Annotated in this window: 12 protein-coding genes, 6 rRNA genes and 2 pseudogenes; 7 read left to right on the top strand and 13 right to left on the bottom strand. The window is 42.5% G+C overall.

Annotated features, from left to right (window positions below):
* Positions 1–8: 8 nt before the first annotated feature.
* Positions 9–743, bottom strand: coding sequence for a sulfite exporter TauE/SafE family protein (locus MKY37_RS13315; RefSeq protein ID WP_340777839.1), 735 nt, complete (start codon positions 741–743; stop codon positions 9–11).
* 161 nt (positions 744–904) lie between these two features.
* On the opposite strand from MKY37_RS13315, the gene MKY37_RS13310 reads away from it, so the two are divergent.
* Positions 905–1,906 (top strand): PQQ-dependent sugar dehydrogenase, encoded by a 1,002-nt coding sequence (locus tag MKY37_RS13310; protein WP_340777837.1) that lies wholly within the window; start codon positions 905–907, stop codon positions 1,904–1,906.
* A 241-nt stretch (positions 1,907–2,147) separates the two neighbouring features.
* Here MKY37_RS13310 and MKY37_RS13305 read toward each other — a convergent pair whose 3' ends face one another.
* Positions 2,148–2,624, bottom strand: coding sequence for a GNAT family N-acetyltransferase (locus MKY37_RS13305; protein ID WP_340777835.1), 477 nt, complete (start codon positions 2,622–2,624; stop codon positions 2,148–2,150).
* A gap of 51 nt (positions 2,625–2,675) precedes the next feature.
* Between MKY37_RS13305 and MKY37_RS13300 the strand changes: the two genes are divergently transcribed.
* Positions 2,676–3,818 carry an FAD-dependent monooxygenase gene (locus MKY37_RS13300; RefSeq protein ID WP_340777833.1) on the top strand — a complete coding sequence of 381 codons (1,143 nt, stop codon included), beginning with the start codon at positions 2,676–2,678 and terminating at the stop codon, positions 3,816–3,818.
* Between the two features lie 34 nt (positions 3,819–3,852).
* Here the strand turns inward: MKY37_RS13300 and MKY37_RS13295 are convergent, their stop codons facing one another.
* The 4 genes from MKY37_RS13295 to MKY37_RS13280 are packed head-to-tail and all read right to left on the bottom strand — an operon-like array spanning position 3,853 to position 6,515.
* Positions 3,853–4,545: a hypothetical protein gene (locus MKY37_RS13295; protein ID WP_340777831.1), complete on the bottom strand. Its 693-nt coding sequence runs from the start codon at positions 4,543–4,545 to the stop codon at positions 3,853–3,855.
* Positions 4,542–5,270, bottom strand: a complete 729-nt coding sequence (locus MKY37_RS13290; RefSeq protein ID WP_340777828.1) for a hypothetical protein — start codon at positions 5,268–5,270, stop codon at positions 4,542–4,544. The genes MKY37_RS13295 and MKY37_RS13290 overlap by 4 nt, the downstream gene beginning before the upstream one ends.
* On the bottom strand, positions 5,257–6,144 hold the full coding sequence (locus tag MKY37_RS13285; RefSeq protein WP_340777826.1) for an ABC transporter ATP-binding protein: 888 nt from the start codon (positions 6,142–6,144) through the stop codon (positions 5,257–5,259). Before MKY37_RS13285 ends, MKY37_RS13290 begins: the two co-directional genes overlap by 14 nt.
* A complete protein-coding gene (locus MKY37_RS13280; protein WP_340777824.1) occupies positions 6,144–6,515 on the bottom strand; it encodes a GntR family transcriptional regulator in 372 nt (123 codons plus the stop codon). Before MKY37_RS13280 ends, MKY37_RS13285 begins: the two co-directional genes overlap by 1 nt.
* Before the next feature lie 193 nt (positions 6,516–6,708).
* Here MKY37_RS13280 and MKY37_RS13275 point away from each other — a divergent pair.
* A pseudogene (locus tag MKY37_RS13275) lies at positions 6,709–7,059 on the top strand (VOC family protein); the annotation flags it as partial.
* Between the two features lie 177 nt (positions 7,060–7,236).
* Here MKY37_RS13275 and MKY37_RS13270 read toward each other — a convergent pair.
* Complete coding sequence (locus MKY37_RS13270; protein ID WP_340777823.1) at positions 7,237–8,103, bottom strand: LysR family transcriptional regulator; 867 nt, start codon at positions 8,101–8,103, stop codon at positions 7,237–7,239.
* Positions 8,104–8,211: 108 nt separating this feature from the next.
* Here MKY37_RS13270 and MKY37_RS13265 point away from each other — a divergent pair, with 108 nt between their 5' ends.
* The 3 genes from MKY37_RS13265 (at position 8,212) to MKY37_RS13255 (ending at position 10,070) form a co-directional block, all read left to right on the top strand.
* Entirely contained in the window at positions 8,212–9,072 is an 861-nt protein-coding gene (locus MKY37_RS13265; protein ID WP_340777821.1) for a DMT family transporter, read from the top strand.
* Positions 9,073–9,103: 31 nt separating this feature from the next.
* Complete coding sequence (locus MKY37_RS13260; RefSeq protein WP_340777819.1) at positions 9,104–9,280, top strand: hypothetical protein; 177 nt, start codon at positions 9,104–9,106, stop codon at positions 9,278–9,280.
* 241 nt (positions 9,281–9,521) lie between these two features.
* Positions 9,522–10,070 carry a cysteine hydrolase family protein gene (locus MKY37_RS13255; RefSeq protein ID WP_340777818.1) on the top strand — a complete coding sequence of 183 codons (549 nt, stop codon included), beginning with the start codon at positions 9,522–9,524 and terminating at the stop codon, positions 10,068–10,070.
* Positions 10,071–10,470: 400 nt separating this feature from the next.
* Here MKY37_RS13255 and rrf (MKY37_RS13250) read toward each other — a convergent pair.
* The 3 genes from rrf (MKY37_RS13250) to MKY37_RS13240 all read right to left on the bottom strand — a co-directional run bounded on the left by rrf (MKY37_RS13250) (position 10,471) and on the right by MKY37_RS13240 (position 15,448).
* Positions 10,471–10,586 (bottom strand): 5S ribosomal RNA (gene rrf / locus MKY37_RS13250).
* Positions 10,587–10,769: 183 nt separating this feature from the next.
* Positions 10,770–13,698: ribosomal RNA gene (locus MKY37_RS13245) — 23S ribosomal RNA — on the bottom strand.
* A 196-nt stretch (positions 13,699–13,894) separates the two neighbouring features.
* Positions 13,895–15,448 (bottom strand): 16S ribosomal RNA (locus MKY37_RS13240).
* The 16S, 23S and 5S rRNA genes sit together here, the layout of an rRNA operon.
* Positions 15,449–15,834: 386 nt before the next feature.
* On the opposite strand from MKY37_RS13240, the pseudogene MKY37_RS13235 reads away from it, so the two are divergent.
* Positions 15,835–16,592 (top strand): annotated as a pseudogene (locus MKY37_RS13235) (hypothetical protein).
* Positions 16,593–17,870: 1,278 nt separating this feature from the next.
* On the opposite strand, the gene rrf (MKY37_RS13230) reads toward MKY37_RS13235, so the two are convergent.
* The 3 genes from rrf (MKY37_RS13230) to MKY37_RS13220 form a co-directional block, all read right to left on the bottom strand.
* Positions 17,871–17,986 (bottom strand): 5S ribosomal RNA (rrf, locus tag MKY37_RS13230).
* 186 nt (positions 17,987–18,172) lie between these two features.
* Positions 18,173–21,101, bottom strand: a 23S ribosomal RNA gene (locus MKY37_RS13225).
* A 196-nt stretch (positions 21,102–21,297) separates the two neighbouring features.
* A 16S ribosomal RNA gene (locus MKY37_RS13220) occupies positions 21,298–22,851 on the bottom strand.
* Between the last annotated feature and the right edge of the window lie 122 nt (positions 22,852–22,973).

Raw genomic sequence — 22,973 nt, 5'->3', positions numbered from 1 at the left:
TTTCCTCCCTATTTCAAATAATCCACAACAATTTGCACTAAAAGTAAAATGGTAACCACTCGTAATAATGGCTTAACATGCTCTGCCTTTAATTTCCTTGCAAGGCGAAGACCGAGCTGGGCTCCAATTATCGCTCCTAACATTAACGCAAGAGTAACTGACCACATAATTTTCCCAGTAGAAATATACGTAATCGATGCTCCAAAGCAGCTCGAGAATACACCAATTCGGGCAAGTCCCACTGCACGTATGTAGGCAATTTTTTCACTTGCGTATAAGTATAGTGCTAGTGTGCTGCTACCTGGACCGAACATGCCGTCGTAAATGCCAATTCCTAATAATGCTGGAGCTGATTTTTTATTCAGTTGAAAGGTTTCCTTTCCACCAAAGTTCCCTTTTCCCATAAAGGAAGTAATAAAGGCGAAGCTCAGTAAAACTATAGCAATTATCATTAGTACCTCTCCACTTAGAAAAGATGCAATGAGTCCTCCTATTATTCCTCCTCCTAAGCAAAACACCAATACCGAAAGTGCCTCTTTACCAGTTACCTCTTTTTTTGTGAAGATCACTAGAAAACTCGAGAGCGAGCTAACTGTATTAGATACTTTGTTTGCCCCAATAGCAGAGTGCACTGGTAGCCCCATTAAAAGCATCATCGGCAGACTTATAAGTCCCCCTCCTCCAACTAATGTGCCAACTACATTCCCCACAATACCTATAATAAAAAAGATTAAAAACTCCATTTAAATGCCTTCTTTCAAAATCTGCTTTTGTTCATTTAGCATACATCGACTAATGTCATAAGTAAATTCGATAGTTATTATGGTTTTACATATGAAAAACTTATCATCTTTGGAAGGATTAATCGTTCTCTTAAGGGAAGTAGTAATACAGGAGGGATTTCATGAAAAAATGGTTTCTAGTTATTACACTAGCCTTATTCGGATGTACGGAGGAGACTGAAAAGTTGCCCACTCAGGGTCCAATTACAGAAAAGGTCGCTACTAATTTAAATATTCCCTGGTCTATCAATTTACATGACAATACCTTTTATATATCAGAACGTGTTGGCACGATTGCACGCATACAAGATAGCGTGGTTGTACATGAGCCAGTACAACTTTCTGATAAGCTTGCCACTATCTCTGAAGCAGGACTACTCGGATTTGTACTGAAGCCTGACTTTGAAGAAACCGGTGAGGCATTTGCTTACTACACATATGATATTAACGGAGAGCCCTTTAATAGAGTCGTGACTATTAAGCGAGAAGATGGTCAATGGCGTGAAATCGCTATTCATTTGGACGGCATAGAAACCGGTAATATTCATCATGGTGGTCGATTAGAAATTGGACCAGACGGATTATTATATGTAACTGTTGGCGATGCGGGAAATCCTGATAATGCACAGGACCCAGCTTCACTTAATGGGAAAATACTTCGAATGAAAGACGATAGTACTTTTGAAATATTCTCAATGGGGCACCGCAATCCACAGGGACTTACCTGGGATGAGGATGGAACACTATATGAAGCCGAACATGGTCAGTCAGCAAATGATGAAATCAATTTGGTTGAACAAGGCAAAAACTATGGCTATCCAATAATCGAGGGAGAGGAAACAAAAAAAGGACTTGAATCTCCTATTATCACATCTGGCAGCAGTGAAACTTGGGCACCATCAGGCATTACCTTTCATCAAGGCAAATTGTATGTAGCGACCCTTCGCGGTGAATCAATTAAAATTATGAATGTGGAAACAGGCGAGATAGAACAATCTATCACGGGATTCGGACGAGTACGCGACGTATTCTCCGACGGGGAATCGCTTTATTTCATCACTAATAATACGGATGGTCGCGGAACTCCTAATGAGGATGATGACGTACTATATAGACTTGAATAGTCTGATGGAATTGAGCGATAATTGGGTGTCATTGATCGGTTATTGCATGTCATCGATCGATTCTAAAAATTGATTTCCATTCCAGGGACGCTTTCCACGGGCGTGGCCTGAACCTGTAGTCTCAGGCGTCACGCTATCCCCGTAGGAGTCGCCCCTCCATTTCAGTCAATTTTATTAAATATCCATTATTTAGTAAAGGTTTCTCCTTATCCAATAAAATTTCTACTTCTGTCCCAGCCTTTTATTGATTTAAAGGAAGCGACATTGCAATTTGTATACCAGATCTTCCATTAAACATTCTACCTTCATCGATAAAACCCGATTTTTCATACACGGCCTGTGCAGCTTTGTTTGCTTCATTCACTCCAAGTACAACTCTTTTTATATCTGGAAAATACTTGGCAGCAAAAGTATGTAGTAGTTTCATAGAGTTTTGCGCGATTCCCCTCCCCTGGTATTCTGGATGTATTGAATACCCTCTAAGTAAAATACTCTCCTCACTATCTGTATAATGGAATTTATCCTCACCAGTGTCTAGCACGAAAAAACCAGCAACTAGATCATCTTCCGTTATAATTATGGGAGTATACGATGCATTTATTTGAGCTCGTTCTAGTAATTCTAATGGATGTCCAGTAAATGAAAGCTGCTCCTCAGATAACGGATAATTCTCTAACGATTTTCTATAACTGTCATTATAAATAGTAAGCTTAACCATGAATTTCACCCCTTTTAAGTAGCTTATCACAAGAGTCGGAGGTGTTTCCAAATGAAAATAGCAATTATAGGTGGAGGTATCGGGGGTCTCTGTGCTGCCGTTACTTTACAAAAACAAGGATTTTCTGTTCAAGTATTTGAGGCAAACCCTGCCTTTCAGCCAGTTGGCGCTGGTATAGGAATAGGTTCGAACGCTTTACAGGCACTGATGGAAATTGGAGTTGGAGAAGATGTATTTGCGAATGGTCATGTACTTCATACACAGGTCTTTCAAAATGAGCGTGGAAAACCTTTAAATACGATTGATTTCACCGTACTAAAAGAGCTATATGGTCAAGAAAATATTACTATTCATCGCGCTGATTTGCATAGGACTTTTCTGGAAGCACTTCAACCTAATACACTTCAATACAGTAAAAAATGCATATCAGTCGACCAAAGCGATACTCAAGTAACCATCCATTTTGAAGACGGTACTATTGTGATCGCCGATTTACTCATAGCTGCCGACGGTATCCACTCATCTATACGGCAACAGATTGTCCCCAGCTCTGTTCCAAGATACGCAGGTTATACATGCTGGAGAGGTATAACCGAAAATAAAGAAAGAGTTGATGAATACACGTCCACCGAATTATGGTCTACACAAGGCCGATTTGGGATGGCTCCTATGAAAAATGGATTAGTATATTGGTTCGCTTGCATTAATACAGCTGCAAGAAATCCACAATTTCAGCATCTCACTTCCCAGGAAATCGGAGAATTATTTCAACACTTCCCAAAGGTTGTGCATAACATCATTACCACTACACCTTTTGAAAAGATTCTTCATCATGATATATCTGATATTAAACCGTTGCGACAGTTTGTTTTTGGGAGGGTTATCTTACTAGGTGATGCTGCTCACGCTACTACACCCAATATGGGACAAGGAGCTGGGCAAGCAATTGAAGATGCCATTGTTCTTGGAAATGGCTTCAAACAATTTGAAAATGTGGATAACGTGTTAGCATTTTATGAAGAGAAACGAGTTGAAAGAACTGCAAAAGTAATCCGTCTTTCTCGTCAAATAGGTGCAACCGCTCAAATTCAATCTTCACCAATTGCCGGAGTTCGTGACTTTTTATTCCCTTTTATTCCATCGAAGGTTTTAATGGGACGATTGAAATTCTTATTTGATGTGAAGCTAAAATAAAGTGCCTTGCATTTAGCAGGCACTTTATTTTTGATTAATATATTTGCAGTCCTAATGGGTCCACTATTTCTATATGTTTTGGGACTTTTAAGTGAATATATGTCAAACCTCTTACCATTCTAATTTCCTCATCAAGTAATGACTGTTTTAAAGAATACAATTCATTTGAAAACAATTCTAAATTAAGCTCTTGCTCGGAAGGCTCTTGAATGACTAACTGATCTCCATTCCAGTCCAATTCATTAAGTGGAATTCTGTCCTCAATTTTTAGTCCAAATACATTTATATGAGTTCTATATTCTATCCCTTCTACTTTAAGATCAGTAGAGTCAATCCATTCCACTACCACTTTTGTTGTGTATGGATCATTTCCTTTATACTCTAGAGATAATGTATTTCCACTTAATTCATGAGACCATTCTTCCTTAAGAAACTTCTGATTGAATTTGTTTTCTTCTAGTTTAAGTAAAGATTTTTGAAAAGAATTATTTTCCGTTTGTAATTGTACTAACTCTTCAACGGATAATTTTTCTAACATAGTTTCTTTTGGTAAAAGTTCATATACAACACCTGAAGCGATTAATATACCGACATAGACAGTTATAATAATTTTATTTAGACGTAAGTTCCCTTTATATTTTACTTTTTTCGTTAGATAAAGAACAATGATTATTCCGATGACTATAGGTATTAATCCAATAAATAGAATCAGCCATGTAATACTCATGATCTAACCTCCAAACGATTTGAGATCGCAGTGGATGTCGCAAAGAGCAATATCGTTATGACGAAAATCTTCATAACAAGTATCAGCAATGAACCGTTCTCAACAAAAATAGATTCTGATATCCTATTCCAAATACCTGTCATTAACAACATAACAATAATTACTATTGCACCAAAAAACAATAGCTTATGCTTTTGAAACAAAGTGCCAGCTATATATCCTATTGAGCTGAACATCCATAAAAGAGTTATCATCGCTAGAATAGTTAGTAGAGAATTAATAGGATTCTCTAGAATAGTAGAACCTTCTACAAATTCATTATTACTATTGAAAGTTAAAAAGATACGCATTAGATAACCTGATAGGAAAGTAGTTACACCCGCAAAGCAACTAAAAATTAATAGGACAATACAATTAGCTAAATTACTACTAAGACGAGTTGCCACAAATGAAAAGTCATCATATCGATACGCTTTAGTAGTTATTAGGTTTCCCACTGAAATAGCTAGTAATGACATAAAAATAAAACCAATATCAATAGAAGATATATTTATACTAATAGAAGTATTATTAAAAGAAGTTCCACTACCTCCTGCTTCGCCTGCAAAAAGTATCCCCAGTATCTGTAAAATAATTAGCGAATAAATCAATCCATTATATGCATTTAGTTTAAACTTCACCTGAGATAGCACGACACTCGTTAGGCTACTATTACTTAAAAACATCATCGATTCCCCCTTTCGTCTCACTCGTCACATACATGCACACCTCACTAGCAGGTAACGCTTGAATAACAGCACCTTCTAGACGAGCACTCTCCATCTTAGAATTGTTTTTAACTACTACATAAAGCCTTTGTGCATCAACCCTTTTGGAATGAAGAATTTCTTCCCCCTCTGTCCATCTTTCTACATCAGCAATTGGACCCTGAACAGCTACCGCATATTCCTTTACTTTATCTAGAGATTCATGGAATACAACTTTCCCTTTATGAATTAATAAAATATCCTCCAGTAAATGCTCTATTTCTGCTAAATGGTGGCTAGAGATTAAAATAGAGCGAGGATGAGCTATATAATCCTTTAGTAAAGCTCTATAAAAGTCGGTTCGAACCGCTTCGTCCATTCCATTCGTTGGCTCATCAAACATCGTTAACTCACAGCGAGTTGACAATCCAAAAATCATATTGAATGTAGCCCTTGCGCCCTTGGATAGCTTAGAATGCTGCTGCTTTGAATCCAAACTAAAGTATTGAAATAAACGAGCAGCAAGCTGTGCATCCCACCTTTTATAAAAAGCTGGTGCACTTTGCAATATTTCTTCTAAGGTAAGGGAGTCTGGAAAAGTCATTTGATCATCCACCAAAATACTGTTTGCAGAAACCATCAAGTTATTATAAGGATTTTTCCCAAAAACGCTTACTTCACCTGACCGATGCTTAGTAAAGCCAGCCATTATTTTGAGTAAAGTGGTCTTCCCAGCTCCATTACGTCCTATAAGCCCTGTTATCTTTTGTTCTGTCAGTTGAAATGTTATATCCACTAAAGCATTAGTCCGTCGAAAACCTTTACTTACTTTTTGACAATCTATCACATTCATTAGATTTCCTCCTCGCAGTTATGGATGAGTTGTATTAGTTCCTCTTTTGTTACCGATAACCTTTTTGCTTCTAAAACTATGTCCATTACCATTTTTGTAAGTGTCTCATTTCTCCGTTTTTCCAGAATCATTATTTTGGCCTCTGGTGCTACGAACATCCCAAGTCCCCTTTTCTTATATAAAATATTTTCCTCAACTAGTATCGTTAGTCCTTTTGCAGCTGTAGCCGGATTAATATTAAAAAGCTCCGCCAATTGATATTGAGAATATATTTTTTCGTCATCCTTAAAACGCTCTGCTATGATTTCATTCTCCAACCACTCTGCAATTTGCACATATATCGGCTTAGTACTATCGGTATTTATAATCACCTGAGGTTAATCTCCTCTCATTTGAAAATCAGTGCATTAGTGTTGTAATGTAGTATATAATATCGTTTGAGAATTGTCTAGTTTAATTTGGAATTATAACCCACTTCTATTTGCTTACATTTGACCATTTAAAAGGAATTTACAAAGTAATAGAGAATAAATAGATATAAGAAAAGAGGGATATGATTTATGAAAATTAGGTCAAGTCGCGGTAAATGTAGAAAACGTAAAACGAGCTGTTGCATTTTATAGGGACGTTATTAAGTTATCGTTATTATTTGAAATGGACGGTCTTGCATTTTTCCAATGTGGAGAAACGAGACTTCTATTAAGTCGACCTGAAAGGGAAGAATTCAATCATCCAAGCTCCGTCTTGTATTTCCAAGTAGATGATTTAAATAGGGAGGTTTCTAGAATGAAGGATTCAGGAGCTATTTTTATAGATGAACCACATATGGTTGCAAAGGTCGGGGATACAGAGACATGGATGGCATTCTTTAAAGATACCGAAGGAAATACACATGCATTAATGGCTGAGAGTTAATTAAAAAAGTATCAGTACAATAATTGTGCTGATACTTTTTTGTTACTTTAGAAAGATTTTCTTCTGACTTTTTTAAAAGAAGAATAAAATTTTCCGTTCCGTAAATCAAGTAATTCGTCACTGGATATTCAGGTTAATTAAAAAAGTTAAAACTAACCTTGCCCCTCTCATTAGTAGTTAAGACGAAGAATTTTGAATGTAAGTTAGAAACTTCTTTGTAGCCGGAGAAATATTTTTCATAGAACTAACCGCTATTCCAAGAGTACGGTTTATAGGTTCTATCATTTCTTTAATATGAATATTTCGTTGATGTCCTCTTAGAACAAGTTCTGGCAGTATGCTGATCCCTAGCCCCATTTCAACCATCGCCATAATAGCATGGTCATCCCCTGCAATAAATTTGACATCCGGTTTAATGGAAGCTGCTGTAAGAACTCGATTAATATCATCATCTGACCCTTTTCTTGGCATGATGAAAGGTTCATACTTTATTTTTTGCAATGGAATCGTACTACTTGAACTTAAAGGATGTTCAGGAGGTAATATGATAAGCATTCGGTCTTGTTTTAAAGGGATTACATCAAGCTTATCCACTGTAGGAAGAGAAACGAACCCACAATCAATATCTCCGTTTATAAGCCACTCTTCTATTTGCCGGTAATCCCCAGGAACCAGATTGATTTTAATTTTAGGATAATCTTGTTGAAAATACTTGATGACTTTAGGAAGCCAATGTACAGAAACACTAGTAAAAGTACCGATATTAATCATACCAACTTCAATCCCATGAATCGAGGCAACTTCCTGCTCCAGGTGTTCATTCCACTTTAAGATTTCTTTAATGGTTTTCATAAGTTGTTCACCGTTCTTGGTCAATTTAACTCCAGAACGCCCTCTTACGACTAGTAAAAAACCCAATTCCTCTTCTAAACTGTTGATAGTATGACTAACCCCAGATTGTGTATACCCCATCACTTCAGCAGCTTTTGTTAGGCTCCCATACTTTACTACATTGCTAAGTACTTTGTATTTACTTATACTCATCTTTTATGCCCCTTATATTAGTTTTACTCATATTTGATATAAGTAACATGCGTTTTATTTATACTTGTATGCTTAGTATACTGGATTTATAAAAAAGGAGGGATTAGAATGAGTGAATTCAAATCTAATTTACTTATTCTATTTGTCACTATCTGTTGGGGTTCGTCATATCTCTTCATGAAAATAGGCCTGGACACGATTTCTGAATTTAATCTAATTGCTCTTCGTTTTGGGATTGCTTTTGTACTTGCAGCATTGCTCTTTTATCGCCGTATGAAGCAGTTAGATTTTATGACACTAAAATTTAGTATATTATTAGGTTTTATTTTGTTTATCGTTTTTACAACGATAACATTCGGCTTAAAAACGACATCAACATCTAATGCAGGGTTTCTAGTTAGCTTGACCGTAATTTTTGTACCTTTGATCAATGTCATTGTATTAAGGACTAGGATCGAACGAAAGATAATGATAAGCATTCTTGGAGCGCTCTTAGGAATTGCCCTCTTAACTATTCAGAGTCCATTTCAAGTTGCAATAGGAGACATCCTTTGTATAATAGGTGCTTTCTTTTATGCACTGCATATTACAATAGTTGGAGTAGTCTCCAAAAAGGTAGACTCCCTAAACTTGGGAATTACGCAATTAGGGTTTGCAGGTTTGTTTGGATTTATATTTTCCTTACTCTATGAGACACCTATATTACCAAAAACAGCGGAAGGATGGTTCGCCATTTCTATGCTTAGCATTTTGTGTAGTGCTATAGGGTTCATACTTCAGACAGTTGCTCAAAAATATACGACACCAACTAGAACGGGACTGATTTTTTCAATGGAACCCGTCTTTGCAGCTTTATTTGGATATTTATTTTTGCATGAGATCATGTCAGGGAAAAATATTTTGGGTGCTGTGATAGTTCTTTTGAGTATTTTCCTTACTACTGTTAAAAGAAAAGCTAGTCCTAACTAACTTTGGGGCAACATAAACTATCTTCACAGGTTTGGAACCGATCGAACCATTTATTGCCTGGACACCATCACACGATGAAGAGGAACGAGAACGCTACTTAGAAGAATATAAAAAGCGTTTGCATAATCTTTCAGAGTCACCTTCGATTCCATATCATCCATCTTCTCATTATGATGAACATCATCAACTAAAAACAGAATACAGATAAATAAACAGTATTATTATTTTCCGATGCTAAATTTATAAAAATTGTATCTCCATTTATAAGAATTAAAGAATTTCACGAAAAAAATAGGAAGTCTGAATAATAATTTTTCACATAAGCGTACCTTTCTGCAATAAGTGGAGATGCCTTTTCGTTAACGATGCGGTATAGTGCAAGCAGGAAATTAGGTATCTATGTCGAATAAATTACTATAAAAGAAGCATATTAAACAGGGGGTGGAGACATGAAAGCACTATTAGTAATTGATGTACAAAATGCAATTGTGGAATTTAGAGATTTTCATCGAGAACTTAACAGGATTGAAAGTATTATTAAAGACTTTAAAGAAAATGAGGAACCAGTAATATTTATAAGAAATTTAGATGATGAAGAAACAAGCCCTTTTAATAAAGAATTGCCAAGCTCAGAATTGCATTGTTCTTTAAAAGAATATGCAGATATTGTAATTGAAAAGAAAACACCAAGTGCTTTTTTTCAGACAGAACTTAGTGATAAGTTAGAGCAACTAGGTGTGGAACATCTTTTTATAACAGGATTTAACACTGAGTTTTGTTGCCAGTTTACTGCAATAGCAGCCTATGACAGGGGCTATAAAGTCACATTTATTGAAGATGCTACAGGAACTGTTAATGACGAAGCTACATATGAAATGAAGGGATTGGATGTAAGAGATTTCGTAGGGACAGCTTTGCATTGGTCTAATGTTATTGAAGTATTGGACCAAGAAGAATATGTCGAAGAGTATAAAGTGAGTAAAGTTAGTAAAGTTTAAATATTTTATAATTGAAGATTAAACAGCTATAAATAAAAGTTCACTAAATCAGCTAATCTCATTATAAAAAAAGTCGTTACCGATAACTCGGTAACGACTTTTCTTTAGTGCCCAGCGACGTCCTACTCTCACAGGGGGAGACCCCCAACTACCATCGGCGCAAGAGCTTTACTTCCTTGTCCGGGGCTGCGAAAGCAGATGGGAGGCAGATTTCTTCGTCAGCCGCACTCGTTCAATTCTCGCGTATGTTATACGCTCCGAGTCTCTCTCTCACTTACTTCCTTGAACTCTTTGCCCCTCTACTTTCTCGCATACTTTCTTATAGAGATAGACTACCTACGGCTTATTTTTTAACACAAAAAAGCCGCTACCAATTACTCGGTAACGACTTTTATTTGGTGCCCAGCGACGTCCTACTCTCACAGGGGGAGACCCCCAACTACCATCGGCGCTGAAGAGCTTAACTTCCGTGTTCGGTATGGGAACGGGTGTGACCTCTTCGCCATCATCACTAGACTCTTCGGCTTTCAATACACATCGTACTTCTTCGTCAACTGCATTCGTTCGGTCAGTCACATACGTTAGTATGTTCCTTTCCTCTCTCAATTGTTTCCTCGAATTACACGTGTCTTGAAACCCTCATATATAGAGTGTTTGTTCACTCAAAACTGGATAAACGACATTGGAACTGAAACAAATTTGGTTAAGTCCTCGATCGATTAGTATTCGTCAGCTGCACGTGTCGCCACGCTTCCACCCCGAACCTATCTACCTCATCGTCTTTGAGGGATCTTACTTACTTGCGTAATGGGAAATCTCATCTTGAGGGGGGCTTCGTGCTTAGATGCTTTCAGCACTTATCCCGTCCACACATAGCTACCCAGCGATGCTCTTGGCAGAACAACTGGTACACCAGCGGTGTGTCCATCCCGGTCCTCTCGTACTAAGGACAGCTCCTCTCAAATTTCCTACGCCCACGACGGATAGGGACCGAACTGTCTCACGACGTTCTGAACCCAGCTCGCGTACCGCTTTAATGGGCGAACAGCCCAACCCTTGGGACCGACTACAGCCCCAGGATGCGATGAGCCGACATCGAGGTGCCAAACCTCCCCGTCGATGTGGACTCTTGGGGGAGATAAGCCTGTTATCCCCGGGGTAGCTTTTATCCGTTGAGCGATGGCCCTTCCATGCGGAACCACCGGATCACTAAGCCCGTCTTTCGACCCTGCTCGACTTGTAGGTCTCGCAGTCAAGCTCCCTTCTGCCTTTACACTCTTCGAATGATTTCCAACCATTCTGAGGGAACCTTTGGGCGCCTCCGTTACACTTTAGGAGGCGACCGCCCCAGTCAAACTACCCGCCTGACACTGTCTCCTACCCGGGTTACGGGTATGGGTTAGAATTTCAATACAACCAGGGCAGTATCCCACCGACGCCTCCTCCGAAGCTGGCGCTCCGGGCTCTATGGCTCCTGCCTATCCTGTACAAGTTGCACCAAAATTCAATATCAAGCTATAGTAAAGCTCCACGGGGTCTTTCCGTCCTGTCGCGGGTAACCTGCATCTTCACAGGTACTATAATTTCACCGAGTCTCTCGTTGAGACAGTGCCCAGATCGTTACGCCTTTCGTGCGGGTCGGAACTTACCCGACAAGGAATTTCGCTACCTTAGGACCGTTATAGTTACGGCCGCCGTTTACTGGGGCTTCAATTCGCACCTTCGCTTGCGCTAAGCACTCCTCTTAACCTTCCAGCACCGGGCAGGCGTCAGCCCCTATACTTCACCTTACGGTTTTGCAGAGACCTGTGTTTTTGCTAAACAGTCGCCTGGGCCTATTCACTGCGGCTCTTCAAGGCTATTCACCCTAAAGAGCACCCCTTCTCCCGAAGTTACGGGGTCATTTTGCCGAGTTCCTTAACGAGAGTTCTCTCGCTCACCTTAGGATTCTCTCCTCGACTACCTGTGTCGGTTTGCGGTACGGGCACCTATCACCTCGCTAGAGGCTTTTCTTGGCAGTGTGAAATCAGGAACTCCGGACATACGTCCTCGCCATCACAGCTCAATGTTATAGAATGCGGATTTGCCTACATTCACACCTTACTGCTTGGACATGCATAACCAACAGCATGCTTACCCTATCCTTCTGCGTCCCCCCATTACTCAAACGGTGGTTTGGTGGTACAGGAATATCAACCTGTTATCCATCGCCTACGCCTATCGGCCTCGGCTTAGGTCCCGACTAACCCTGAGCGGACGAGCCTTCCTCAGGAAACCTTAGTCATACGGTGGACGGGATTCTCACCCGTCTTTCGCTACTCATACCGGCATTCTCACTTCTAAGCGCTCCACCAGTCCTTCCGGTCTGACTTCAACGCCCTTAGAACGCTCTCCTACCACTGATACCAAAGGTATCAATCCACAGCTTCGGTGATTTGTTTAGCCCCGATACATTTTCGGCGCAGCGTCACTCGACCAGTGAGCTATTACGCACTCTTTAAATGATGGCTGCTTCTAAGCCAACATCCTGGTTGTCTAAGCAACGCCACATCCTTTTCCACTTAACAAATACTTTGGGACCTTAGCTGGTGGTCTGGGCTGTTTCCCTCTTGACTACGGATCTTATCACTCGCAGTCTGACTCCCAAACATAAATCATTGGCATTCGGAGTTTGTCTGAATTCGGTAACCCGGGATGGGCCCCTAGTCCAAACAGTGCTCTACCTCCAAGATTCTAACGTTTGAGGCTAGCCCTAAAGCTATTTCGGAGAGAACCAGCTATCTCCAGGTTCGATTGGAATTTCTCCGCTACCCACACCTCATCCCCGCACTTTTCAACGTGCGTGGGTTCGGACCTCCAGTAAGTGTTACCTTACCTTCATCCTGGACATGGGTAGATCACCTGGTTTCGGGTCTACGACCACATACTCATTCGCCCTATTCAGACTCGCTTTCGCTGCGGCTCCGTCTTCTCAACTTAACCTTGCATGTAATCGTAACTCGCCGGTTCATTCTACAAAAGGCACGCTATCACCCATTAACGGGCTCTAACTACTTGTAGGCACACGGTTTCAGGATCTATTTCACTCCCCTTCCGGGGTGCTTTTCACCTTTCCCTCACGGTACTGGTTCACTATCGGTCACTAGGTAGTATTTAGCCTTGGGAGATGGTCCTCCCGGATTCCGACGGAATTTCACGTGTTCCGCCGTACTCAGGATACACTCAAGAGAGAATGAATTTTGGACTACGGGGCTTTTACCCTATCCTGCGGACCTTTCCAGATCGCTTCGTCTAACTCATTCCTTTGTAACTCTATGTAGAGTGTCCTACAACCCCAAGAGGCAAGCCTCTTGGTTTGGGCTATTCCCGTTTCGCTCGCCGCTACTCAGGGAATCGATTTTTCTTTCTCTTCCTCCAGGTACTTAGATGTTTCAGTTCCCTGGGTGTGTCTCAGATGCGCTATGTATTCACGCAAATGTACTGCTCCATTACGAACAGTGGGTTTCCCCATTCGGAAATCTCCGGATCAAAGCTCACTTACAGCTCCCCGAAGCATATCGGTGTTAGTGCCGTCCTTCGTCGACTCCTAGTGCCAAGGCATTCACCGTGCGCCCTTATTAACTTAACCTAAAAGTTAAAAAGTCTTACACGTCATGATTACGTAAATAATCACAACAGAATTTCTTGTTGTTTATTGTTTCAATGTCGTTTTATCCAGTTTTCAAAGAACAAATTTCGAATCTTCATATAAAAATGAACATTCAAAACTGAACTGCAAAACGTTAAGATACAGATAAAGATCTGTATTCCGATATTATCCTTAGAAAGGAGGTGATCCAGCCGCACCTTCCGATACGGCTACCTTGTTACGACTTCACCCCAATCATCTGTCCCACCTTCGGCGGCTGGCTCCCGTAAGGGTTACCCCACCGACTTCGGGTGTTACAAACTCTCGTGGTGTGACGGGCGGTGTGTACAAGGCCCGGGAACGTATTCACCGTGGCATGCTGATCCACGATTACTAGCGATTCCGGCTTCATGTAGGCGAGTTGCAGCCTACAATCCGAACTGAGAACGGTTTTATGGGATTTGCTCACCCTCGCGGGGTTGCGACCCTCTGTACCGTCCATTGTAGCACGTGTGTAGCCCAGGTCATAAGGGGCATGATGATTTGACGTCATCCCCACCTTCCTCCGGTTTATCACCGGCAGTCACCTTAGAGTGCCCAACTAAATGCTGGCAACTAAGATCAAGGGTTGCGCTCGTTGCGGGACTTAACCCAACATCTCACGACACGAGCTGACGACAACCATGCACCACCTGTCACCGCTGTCCCCGAAGGGAAAACTCTATCTCTAGAGCGGTCAGCGGGATGTCAAGACCTGGTAAGGTTCTTCGCGTTGCTTCGAATTAAACCACATGCTCCACCGCTTGTGCGGGCCCCCGTCAATTCCTTTGAGTTTCAGTCTTGCGACCGTACTCCCCAGGCGGAGTGCTTAATGCGTTAGCTGCAGCACTAAGGGGCGGAAACCCCCTAACACTTAGCACTCATCGTTTACGGCGTGGACTACCAGGGTATCTAATCCTGTTTGCTCCCCACGCTTTCGCGCCTCAGCGTCAGTTACAGACCAGAAAGCCGCCTTCGCCACTGGTGTTCCTCCAAATCTCTACGCATTTCACCGCTACACTTGGAATTCCGCTTTCCTCTTCTGTACTCAAGTCCCCCAGTTTCCAATGACCTTCCACGGTTGAGCCGTGGGATTTCACATCAGACTTAAAGGACCGCCTGCGCGCGCTTTACGCCCAATAATTCCGGACAACGCTTGCCACCTACGTATTACCGCGGCTGCTGGCACGTAGTTAGCCGTGGCTTTCTAATGAGGTACCGTCAAGGTACGAGCAGTTACTCTCGTACTTGTTCTTCCCTCACAACAGAGTTTTACGATCCGAAAACCTTCTTCACTCACGCGGCATTGCTCCATCAGACTTTCGTCCATTGTGGAAGATTCCCTACTGCTGCCTCCCGTAGGAGTCTGGGCCGTGTCTCAGTCCCAGTGTGGCCGATCACCCTCTCAGGTCGGCTACGCATCGTCGCCTTGGTGAGCCGTTACCTCACCAACTAGCTAATGCGCCGCGGGCCCATCCTGTAGTGACAGCCGAGACCGTCTTTTAACATTTCCCCATGTGAGGAAATGGATTATTCGGTATTAGCCCCGGTTTCCCGGAGTTATCCCAATCTACAGGGCAGGTTGCCCACGTGTTACTCACCCGTCCGCCGCTAAATCAGAAGAAGCAAGCTTCTTCGTCATTCGCTCGACTTGCATGTATTAGGCATGCCGCCAGCGTTCGTCCTGAGCCAGGATCAAACTCTCCATAATAGAGAACTTAAAAAGCTCATTTTGTTTTGCTGGCATCATCATTAAATGATGTCAAAATTGTTTTGCTTATCATTCTAACAAGTTAGCTGATAAGCTGTATGTCTTAACGTTTTGCATGTTCAGTTTTCAATGTTCATGTTGTTGCGATGTCGTTTTGACGACTTTATTATCATATCAAATCCTGATATCTTTGTCAACAACTTTTTAAAATTTGTTTTCCGTGTAAGTCACTAATGAAAATGACAACTTGATAACTATACCATCTGTTATTAACATTGGCAAGTGATTTTTTCGATTTTTTTTTAAAACTTTATATTTAATAGGCAATGTTCAAGTTATTGGTTGATTTTGAATAACCCATCCTCTTTTGTAGTATCCGAACACAAATGACTTCAGCAAACATAATAGCTGATATTTCTACTTTAAGCGATAGAGACAGAAAAACGACGATTTTAGATTATCTAACTCGTCATTTCTTGCCGTCAGTTTCACAACAAGGAACTTTAATAGGTGAATTGAGAAAGTTTTCAGGTTTTCATTGTCGTCATCATGAGCGTGATGGTCGGCAAGTTTATAAGTGTAAAGACTTCATAAATTAAGCACTGATTTGACCAACTCTCCCTATGTATCGTTCTAAAATGGATTGAGTATATGTTAAATGGTCTATCACTTGTAAAACCACTTTAAAAATTGATATCACACGTATCCTCTTTTTACTGGAGGCATAAAGTATTGTCTGCACTCGCAGAAGAAAGTATCGATATTTTTGAAGAACTAGTAGAAGTAGACATACTTCTGAGAAAGTCATAAAGGAAGAAAAGTTATTCCGAACTGTAAACCAAGAAAACGTGGCAGTCTGCTTCAAAAAAAGGTATTTCCATTGAACAAGTCTGTGTATTAGTGGTTAGAGACCGAAGCAAAATAACTCTTTCAAAGCTTACCATTTCCGTTTAAAGAAATGGGTGAGTTGTTTTAACGGCGTTTCTACTTAATATTTACAACTTTATTAGTATGTTTTCAATTCTTCGACAATAGGAAAATAGAAAGCCACTTAAGTAAAAAAAAGCAAATGCTTATCTTGGCAAGTGTTCATGGAACTTGTAAAACTGAAGATAAGTTAAGAATGAGAAACACCGCATTCTAAGTGCAGTGATTATTTCCGTTATTTATAGCAAAATTAAAATACACATAAAAATGAGCATATCATGTGTCTCCAAGCTCATGTATTTTACTTTCCATTCTTAACTAAATCATCCGTTAAATTAATTCACTAACTTATAAATAAAAGAATTGTAATATCTAACGACCAATAACATTTATTCATTGTTTTCCTTTACTTCACTTATAAGGGGGCTTTGACCATTCAAAAAGCAGAATAATTAAGAAAACTACAAAATAAACAATTATATTATCAATCCACTTAACCTCTTCTTTAACAATTAATTACCAAACAGTTGATATTAAAATATATTAAAGAGCATCTGAGGCTTTTCTTAAACATAATGTCACCCCCTCTATTACAGGTTATTTTCTAAAAATTAAAGTTATTAAAGTATCTTGCTGTATTAGTTTAGGTGAAAGACTTTAAATACTTATTCCTATTTTAATGTAAATATCCAATTAAGGAAAAACCACTTAATCAGATATAGGGATAGGTGGCAGCATACCATTCCGAGACAATTCAACCAATCTTTTGCTTTGAACTAAACATTTAATATAAAAGTATCTGTATTACTTGCCTCATATTGTTGTTTAGTTAACTGTATCCTATTTAATTCTAGCAGCAATATATTTTATTTATTTAAATGAGTAAAGTTGTATATGCTCTAAGACTTCCTGAAACTCTTTACCATTCTACTTTCTCACACATTTCTTATAGAGTGAATCTGCCTTCGGCTTTTTCCCACTGGTTCCGCTATTTTTGATATAGCCAGAAAAAATTGATCCTATATTCTATAGAAAGTTATTCATTTACGTAATCGCATATAATGCTATTGAGTCCCTAGAAACTCAGCCTAGATCACGGAAAATGGCCAGTTGGAACAGAAATTAATAGTATTATTTAATTGAACTTTCTTTATAGACATACAAAAAAAGTCGCTACCGATAACTCGGTAACGACTTTTCTTTGGTGCCCAGCGACGTCCTACTCTCACAGGGGGAGACCCCCAACTACCATCGGCGCAAGAGCTTTACTTCCGTGTCCGGGGCTGCGAAAGCAGATGGGCGGCAGATTTCTTCGTCAGCCGCATTCGTTCAATTCTCGCGTATGTTATACGCTCCGAGTCTCTCTCACTTTCTTCCTTGAACTCTTTGCCCCTCTACTTTCTCGCATACTTTCTTATAGAGATAGACTGCCTACGGCTTATTTTTTAATACAAAAAAGCCGCTACCAATTACTCGGCAACGACTTTTATTTGGTGCCCAGCGACGTCCTACTCTCACAGGGGGAGACCCCCAACTACCATCGGCGCTGAAGAGCTTAACTTCCGTGTTCGGTATGGGAACGGGTGTGACCTCTTCGCCATCATCACTAGACTCTTCGGCTTTCAATACACATCGTACTTCTTCGTCAACTGCATTCGTTCGGTCAGTCACATACGTTAGTATGTTCCTTTCCTCTCTCAATTGTTTCCTCGAATTACTCGTGTCTTGAAACCCTCGTATAAATAGAGTGTTTGTTCACTCAAAACTGGATAAACGACATTGTTACGATAAACAAATTTGGTTAAGTCCTCGATCGATTAGTATTCGTCAGCTGCACGTGTCGCCACGCTTCCACCCCGAACCTATCTACCTCATCGTCTTTGAGGGATCTTACTTACTTGCGTAATGGGAAATCTCATCTTGAGGGGGGCTTCGTGCTTAGATGCTTTCAGCACTTATCCCGTCCACACATAGCTACCCAGCGATGCTCTTGGCAGAACAACTGGTACACCAGCGGTGTGTCCATCCCGGTCCTCTCGTACTAAGGACAGCTCCTCTCAAATTTCCTACGCCCACGACGGATAGGGACCGAACTGTCTCACGACGTTCTGAACCCAGCTCGCGTACCGCTTTAATGGGCGAACAGCCCAACCCTTGGGACCGACTACAGCCCCAGGATGCGATGAGCCGACATCGAGGTGCCAAACCTCCCCGTCGATGTGGACTCTTGGGGGAGATAAGCCTGTTATCCCCGGGGTAGCTTTTATCCGTTGAGCGATGGCCCTTCCATGCGGAACCACCGGATCACTAAGCCCGTCTTTCGACCCTGCTCGACTTGTAGGTCTCGCAGTCAAGCTCCCTTCTGCCTTTACACTCTTCGAATGATTTCCAACCATTCTGAGGGAACCTTTGGGCGCCTCCGTTACACTTTAGGAGGCGACCGCCCCAGTCAAACTACCCGCCTGACACTGTCTCCTACCCGGGTTACGGGTATGGGTTAGAATTTCAATACAACCAGGGCAGTATCCCACCGACGCCTCCTCCGAAGCTGGCGCTCCGGGCTCTATGGCTCCTGCCTATCCTGTACAAGTTGCACCAAAATTCAATATCAAGCTATAGTAAAGCTCCACGGGGTCTTTCCGTCCTGTCGCGGGTAACCTGCATCTTCACAGGTACTATAATTTCACCGAGTCTCTCGTTGAGACAGTGCCCAGATCGTTACGCCTTTCGTGCGGGTCGGAACTTACCCGACAAGGAATTTCGCTACCTTAGGACCGTTATAGTTACGGCCGCCGTTTACTGGGGCTTCAATTCGCACCTTCGCTTGCGCTAAGCACTCCTCTTAACCTTCCAGCACCGGGCAGGCGTCAGCCCCTATACTTCACCTTACGGTTTTGCAGAGACCTGTGTTTTTGCTAAACAGTCGCCTGGGCCTATTCACTGCGGCTCTTCAAGGCTATTCACCCTAAAGAGCACCCCTTCTCCCGAAGTTACGGGGTCATTTTGCCGAGTTCCTTAACGAGAGTTCTCTCGCTCACCTTAGGATTCTCTCCTCGACTACCTGTGTCGGTTTGCGGTACGGGCACCTATCACCTCGCTAGAGGCTTTTCTTGGCAGTGTGAAATCAGGAACTCCGGACATACGTCCTCGCCATCACAGCTCAATGTTATAGAATGCGGATTTGCCTACATTCACACCTTACTGCTTGGACATGCATAACCAACAGCATGCTTACCCTATCCTTCTGCGTCCCCCCATTACTCAAACGGTGGTTTGGTGGTACAGGAATATCAACCTGTTATCCATCGCCTACGCCTATCGGCCTCGGCTTAGGTCCCGACTAACCCTGAGCGGACGAGCCTTCCTCAGGAAACCTTAGTCATACGGTGGACGGGATTCTCACCCGTCTTTCGCTACTCATACCGGCATTCTCACTTCTAAGCGCTCCACCAGTCCTTCCGGTCTGACTTCAACGCCCTTAGAACGCTCTCCTACCACTGATACCAAAGGTATCAATCCACAGCTTCGGTGATTTGTTTAGCCCCGATACATTTTCGGCGCAGCGTCACTCGACCAGTGAGCTATTACGCACTCTTTAAATGATGGCTGCTTCTAAGCCAACATCCTGGTTGTCTAAGCAACGCCACATCCTTTTCCACTTAACAAATACTTTGGGACCTTAGCTGGTGGTCTGGGCTGTTTCCCTCTTGACTACGGATCTTATCACTCGCAGTCTGACTCCCAAACATAAATCATTGGCATTCGGAGTTTGTCTGAATTCGGTAACCCGGGATGGGCCCCTAGTCCAAACAGTGCTCTACCTCCAAGATTCTAACGTTTGAGGCTAGCCCTAAAGCTATTTCGGAGAGAACCAGCTATCTCCAGGTTCGATTGGAATTTCTCCGCTACCCACACCTCATCCCCGCACTTTTCAACGTGCGTGGGTTCGGACCTCCAGTAAGTGTTACCTTACCTTCATCCTGGACATGGGTAGATCACCTGGTTTCGGGTCTACGACCACATACTCATTCGCCCTATTCAGACTCGCTTTCGCTGCGGCTCCGTCTTCTCAACTTAACCTTGCATGTAATCGTAACTCGCCGGTTCATTCTACAAAAGGCACGCTATCACCCATTAACGGGCTCTAACTACTTGTAGGCACACGGTTTCAGGATCTATTTCACTCCCCTTCCGGGGTGCTTTTCACCTTTCCCTCACGGTACTGGTTCACTATCGGTCACTAGGTAGTATTTAGCCTTGGGAGATGGTCCTCCCGGATTCCGACGGAATTTCACGTGTTCCGCCGTACTCAGGATACACTCAAGAGAGAATGAATTTTGGACTACGGGGCTTTTACCCTATCCTGCGGACCTTTCCAGATCGCTTCGTCTAACTCATTCCTTTGTAACTCTATGTAGAGTGTCCTACAACCCCAAGAGGCAAGCCTCTTGGTTTGGGCTATTCCCGTTTCGCTCGCCGCTACTCAGGGAATCGATTTTTCTTTCTCTTCCTCCAGGTACTTAGATGTTTCAGTTCCCTGGGTGTGTCTCAGATGCGCTATGTATTCACGCAAATGTACTGCTCCATTACGAACAGTGGGTTTCCCCATTCGGAAATCTCCGGATCAAAGCTCACTTACAGCTCCCCGAAGCATATCGGTGTTAGTGCCGTCCTTCGTCGACTCCTAGTGCCAAGGCATTCACCGTGCGCCCTTATTAACTTAACCTAAAAGTTAAAAAGTCTTACACGTCATGATTACGTAAATAATCACAACAGAATTTCTTGTTGTTTATTGTTTCAATGTCGTTTTATCCAGTTTTCAAAGAACAAATTTCGAATCTTCATATAAAAATGAACATTCAAAACTGAACTGCAAAACGTTAAGATACAGATAAAAATCTGTATTCCGATATTATCCTTAGAAAGGAGGTGATCCAGCCGCACCTTCCGATACGGCTACCTTGTTACGACTTCACCCCAATCATCTGTCCCACCTTCGGCGGCTGGCTCCCGTAAGGGTTACCCCACCGACTTCGGGTGTTACAAACTCTCGTGGTGTGACGGGCGGTGTGTACAAGGCCCGGGAACGTATTCACCGTGGCATGCTGATCCACGATTACTAGCGATTCCGGCTTCATGTAGGCGAGTTGCAGCCTACAATCCGAACTGAGAACGGTTTTATGGGATTTGCTCACCCTCGCGGGGTTGCGACCCTCTGTACCGTCCATTGTAGCACGTGTGTAGCCCAGGTCATAAGGGGCATGATGATTTGACGTCATCCCCACCTTCCTCCGGTTTATCACCGGCAGTCACCTTAGAGTGCCCAACTGAATGCTGGCAACTAAGATCAAGGGTTGCGCTCGTTGCGGGACTTAACCCAACATCTCACGACACGAGCTGACGACAACCATGCACCACCTGTCACCGCTGTCCCCGAAGGGAAAACTCTATCTCTAGAGCGGTCAGCGGGATGTCAAGACCTGGTAAGGTTCTTCGCGTTGCTTCGAATTAAACCACATGCTCCACCGCTTGTGCGGGCCCCCGTCAATTCCTTTGAGTTTCAGTCTTGCGACCGTACTCCCCAGGCGGAGTGCTTAATGCGTTAGCTGCAGCACTAAGGGGCGGAAACCCCCTAACACTTAGCACTCATCGTTTACGGCGTGGACTACCAGGGTATCTAATCCTGTTTGCTCCCCACGCTTTCGCGCCTCAGCGTCAGTTACAGACCAGAAAGCCGCCTTCGCCACTGGTGTTCCTCCAAATCTCTACGCATTTCACCGCTACACTTGGAATTCCGCTTTCCTCTTCTGTACTCAAGTCCCCCAGTTTCCAATGACCTTCCACGGTTGAGCCGTGGGATTTCACATCAGACTTAAAGGACCGCCTGCGCGCGCTTTACGCCCAATAATTCCGGACAACGCTTGCCACCTACGTATTACCGCGGCTGCTGGCACGTAGTTAGCCGTGGCTTTCTAATGAGGTACCGTCAAGGTACGAGCAGTTACTCTCGTACTTGTTCTTCCCTCACAACAGAGTTTTACGATCCGAAAACCTTCTTCACTCACGCGGCATTGCTCCATCAGACTTTCGTCCATTGTGGAAGATTCCCTACTGCTGCCTCCCGTAGGAGTCTGGGCCGTGTCTCAGTCCCAGTGTGGCCGATCACCCTCTCAGGTCGGCTACGCATCGTCGCCTTGGTGAGCCGTTACCTCACCAACTAGCTAATGCGCCGCGGGCCCATCCTGTAGTGACAGCCGAGACCGTCTTTTAACATTTCCCCATGTGAGGAAATGGATTATTCGGTATTAGCCCCGGTTTCCCGGAGTTATCCCAATCTACAGGGCAGGTTGCCCACGTGTTACTCACCCGTCCGCCGCTAAATCAGAAGAAGCAAGCTTCTTCGTCATTCGCTCGACTTGCATGTATTAGGCATGCCGCCAGCGTTCGTCCTGAGCCAGGATCAAACTCTCCATAATAGAGAACTTAAAAAGCTCATTTTGTTTTGCTGGCATCATCATTAAATGATGTCAAAATTGTTTTGCTTATCATTCTAACAAGTTAGCTGATAAGCTGTATGTCTTAACGTTTTGCATGTTCA

Origin of the sequence: Psychrobacillus sp. FSL K6-2836 (genome assembly GCF_038003085.1) — a bacterium.
In the GTDB taxonomy this organism is placed as follows: domain Bacteria; phylum Bacillota; class Bacilli; order Bacillales_A; family Planococcaceae; genus Psychrobacillus.
This window is presented reverse-complemented; position numbering and strand designations above follow the sequence as displayed.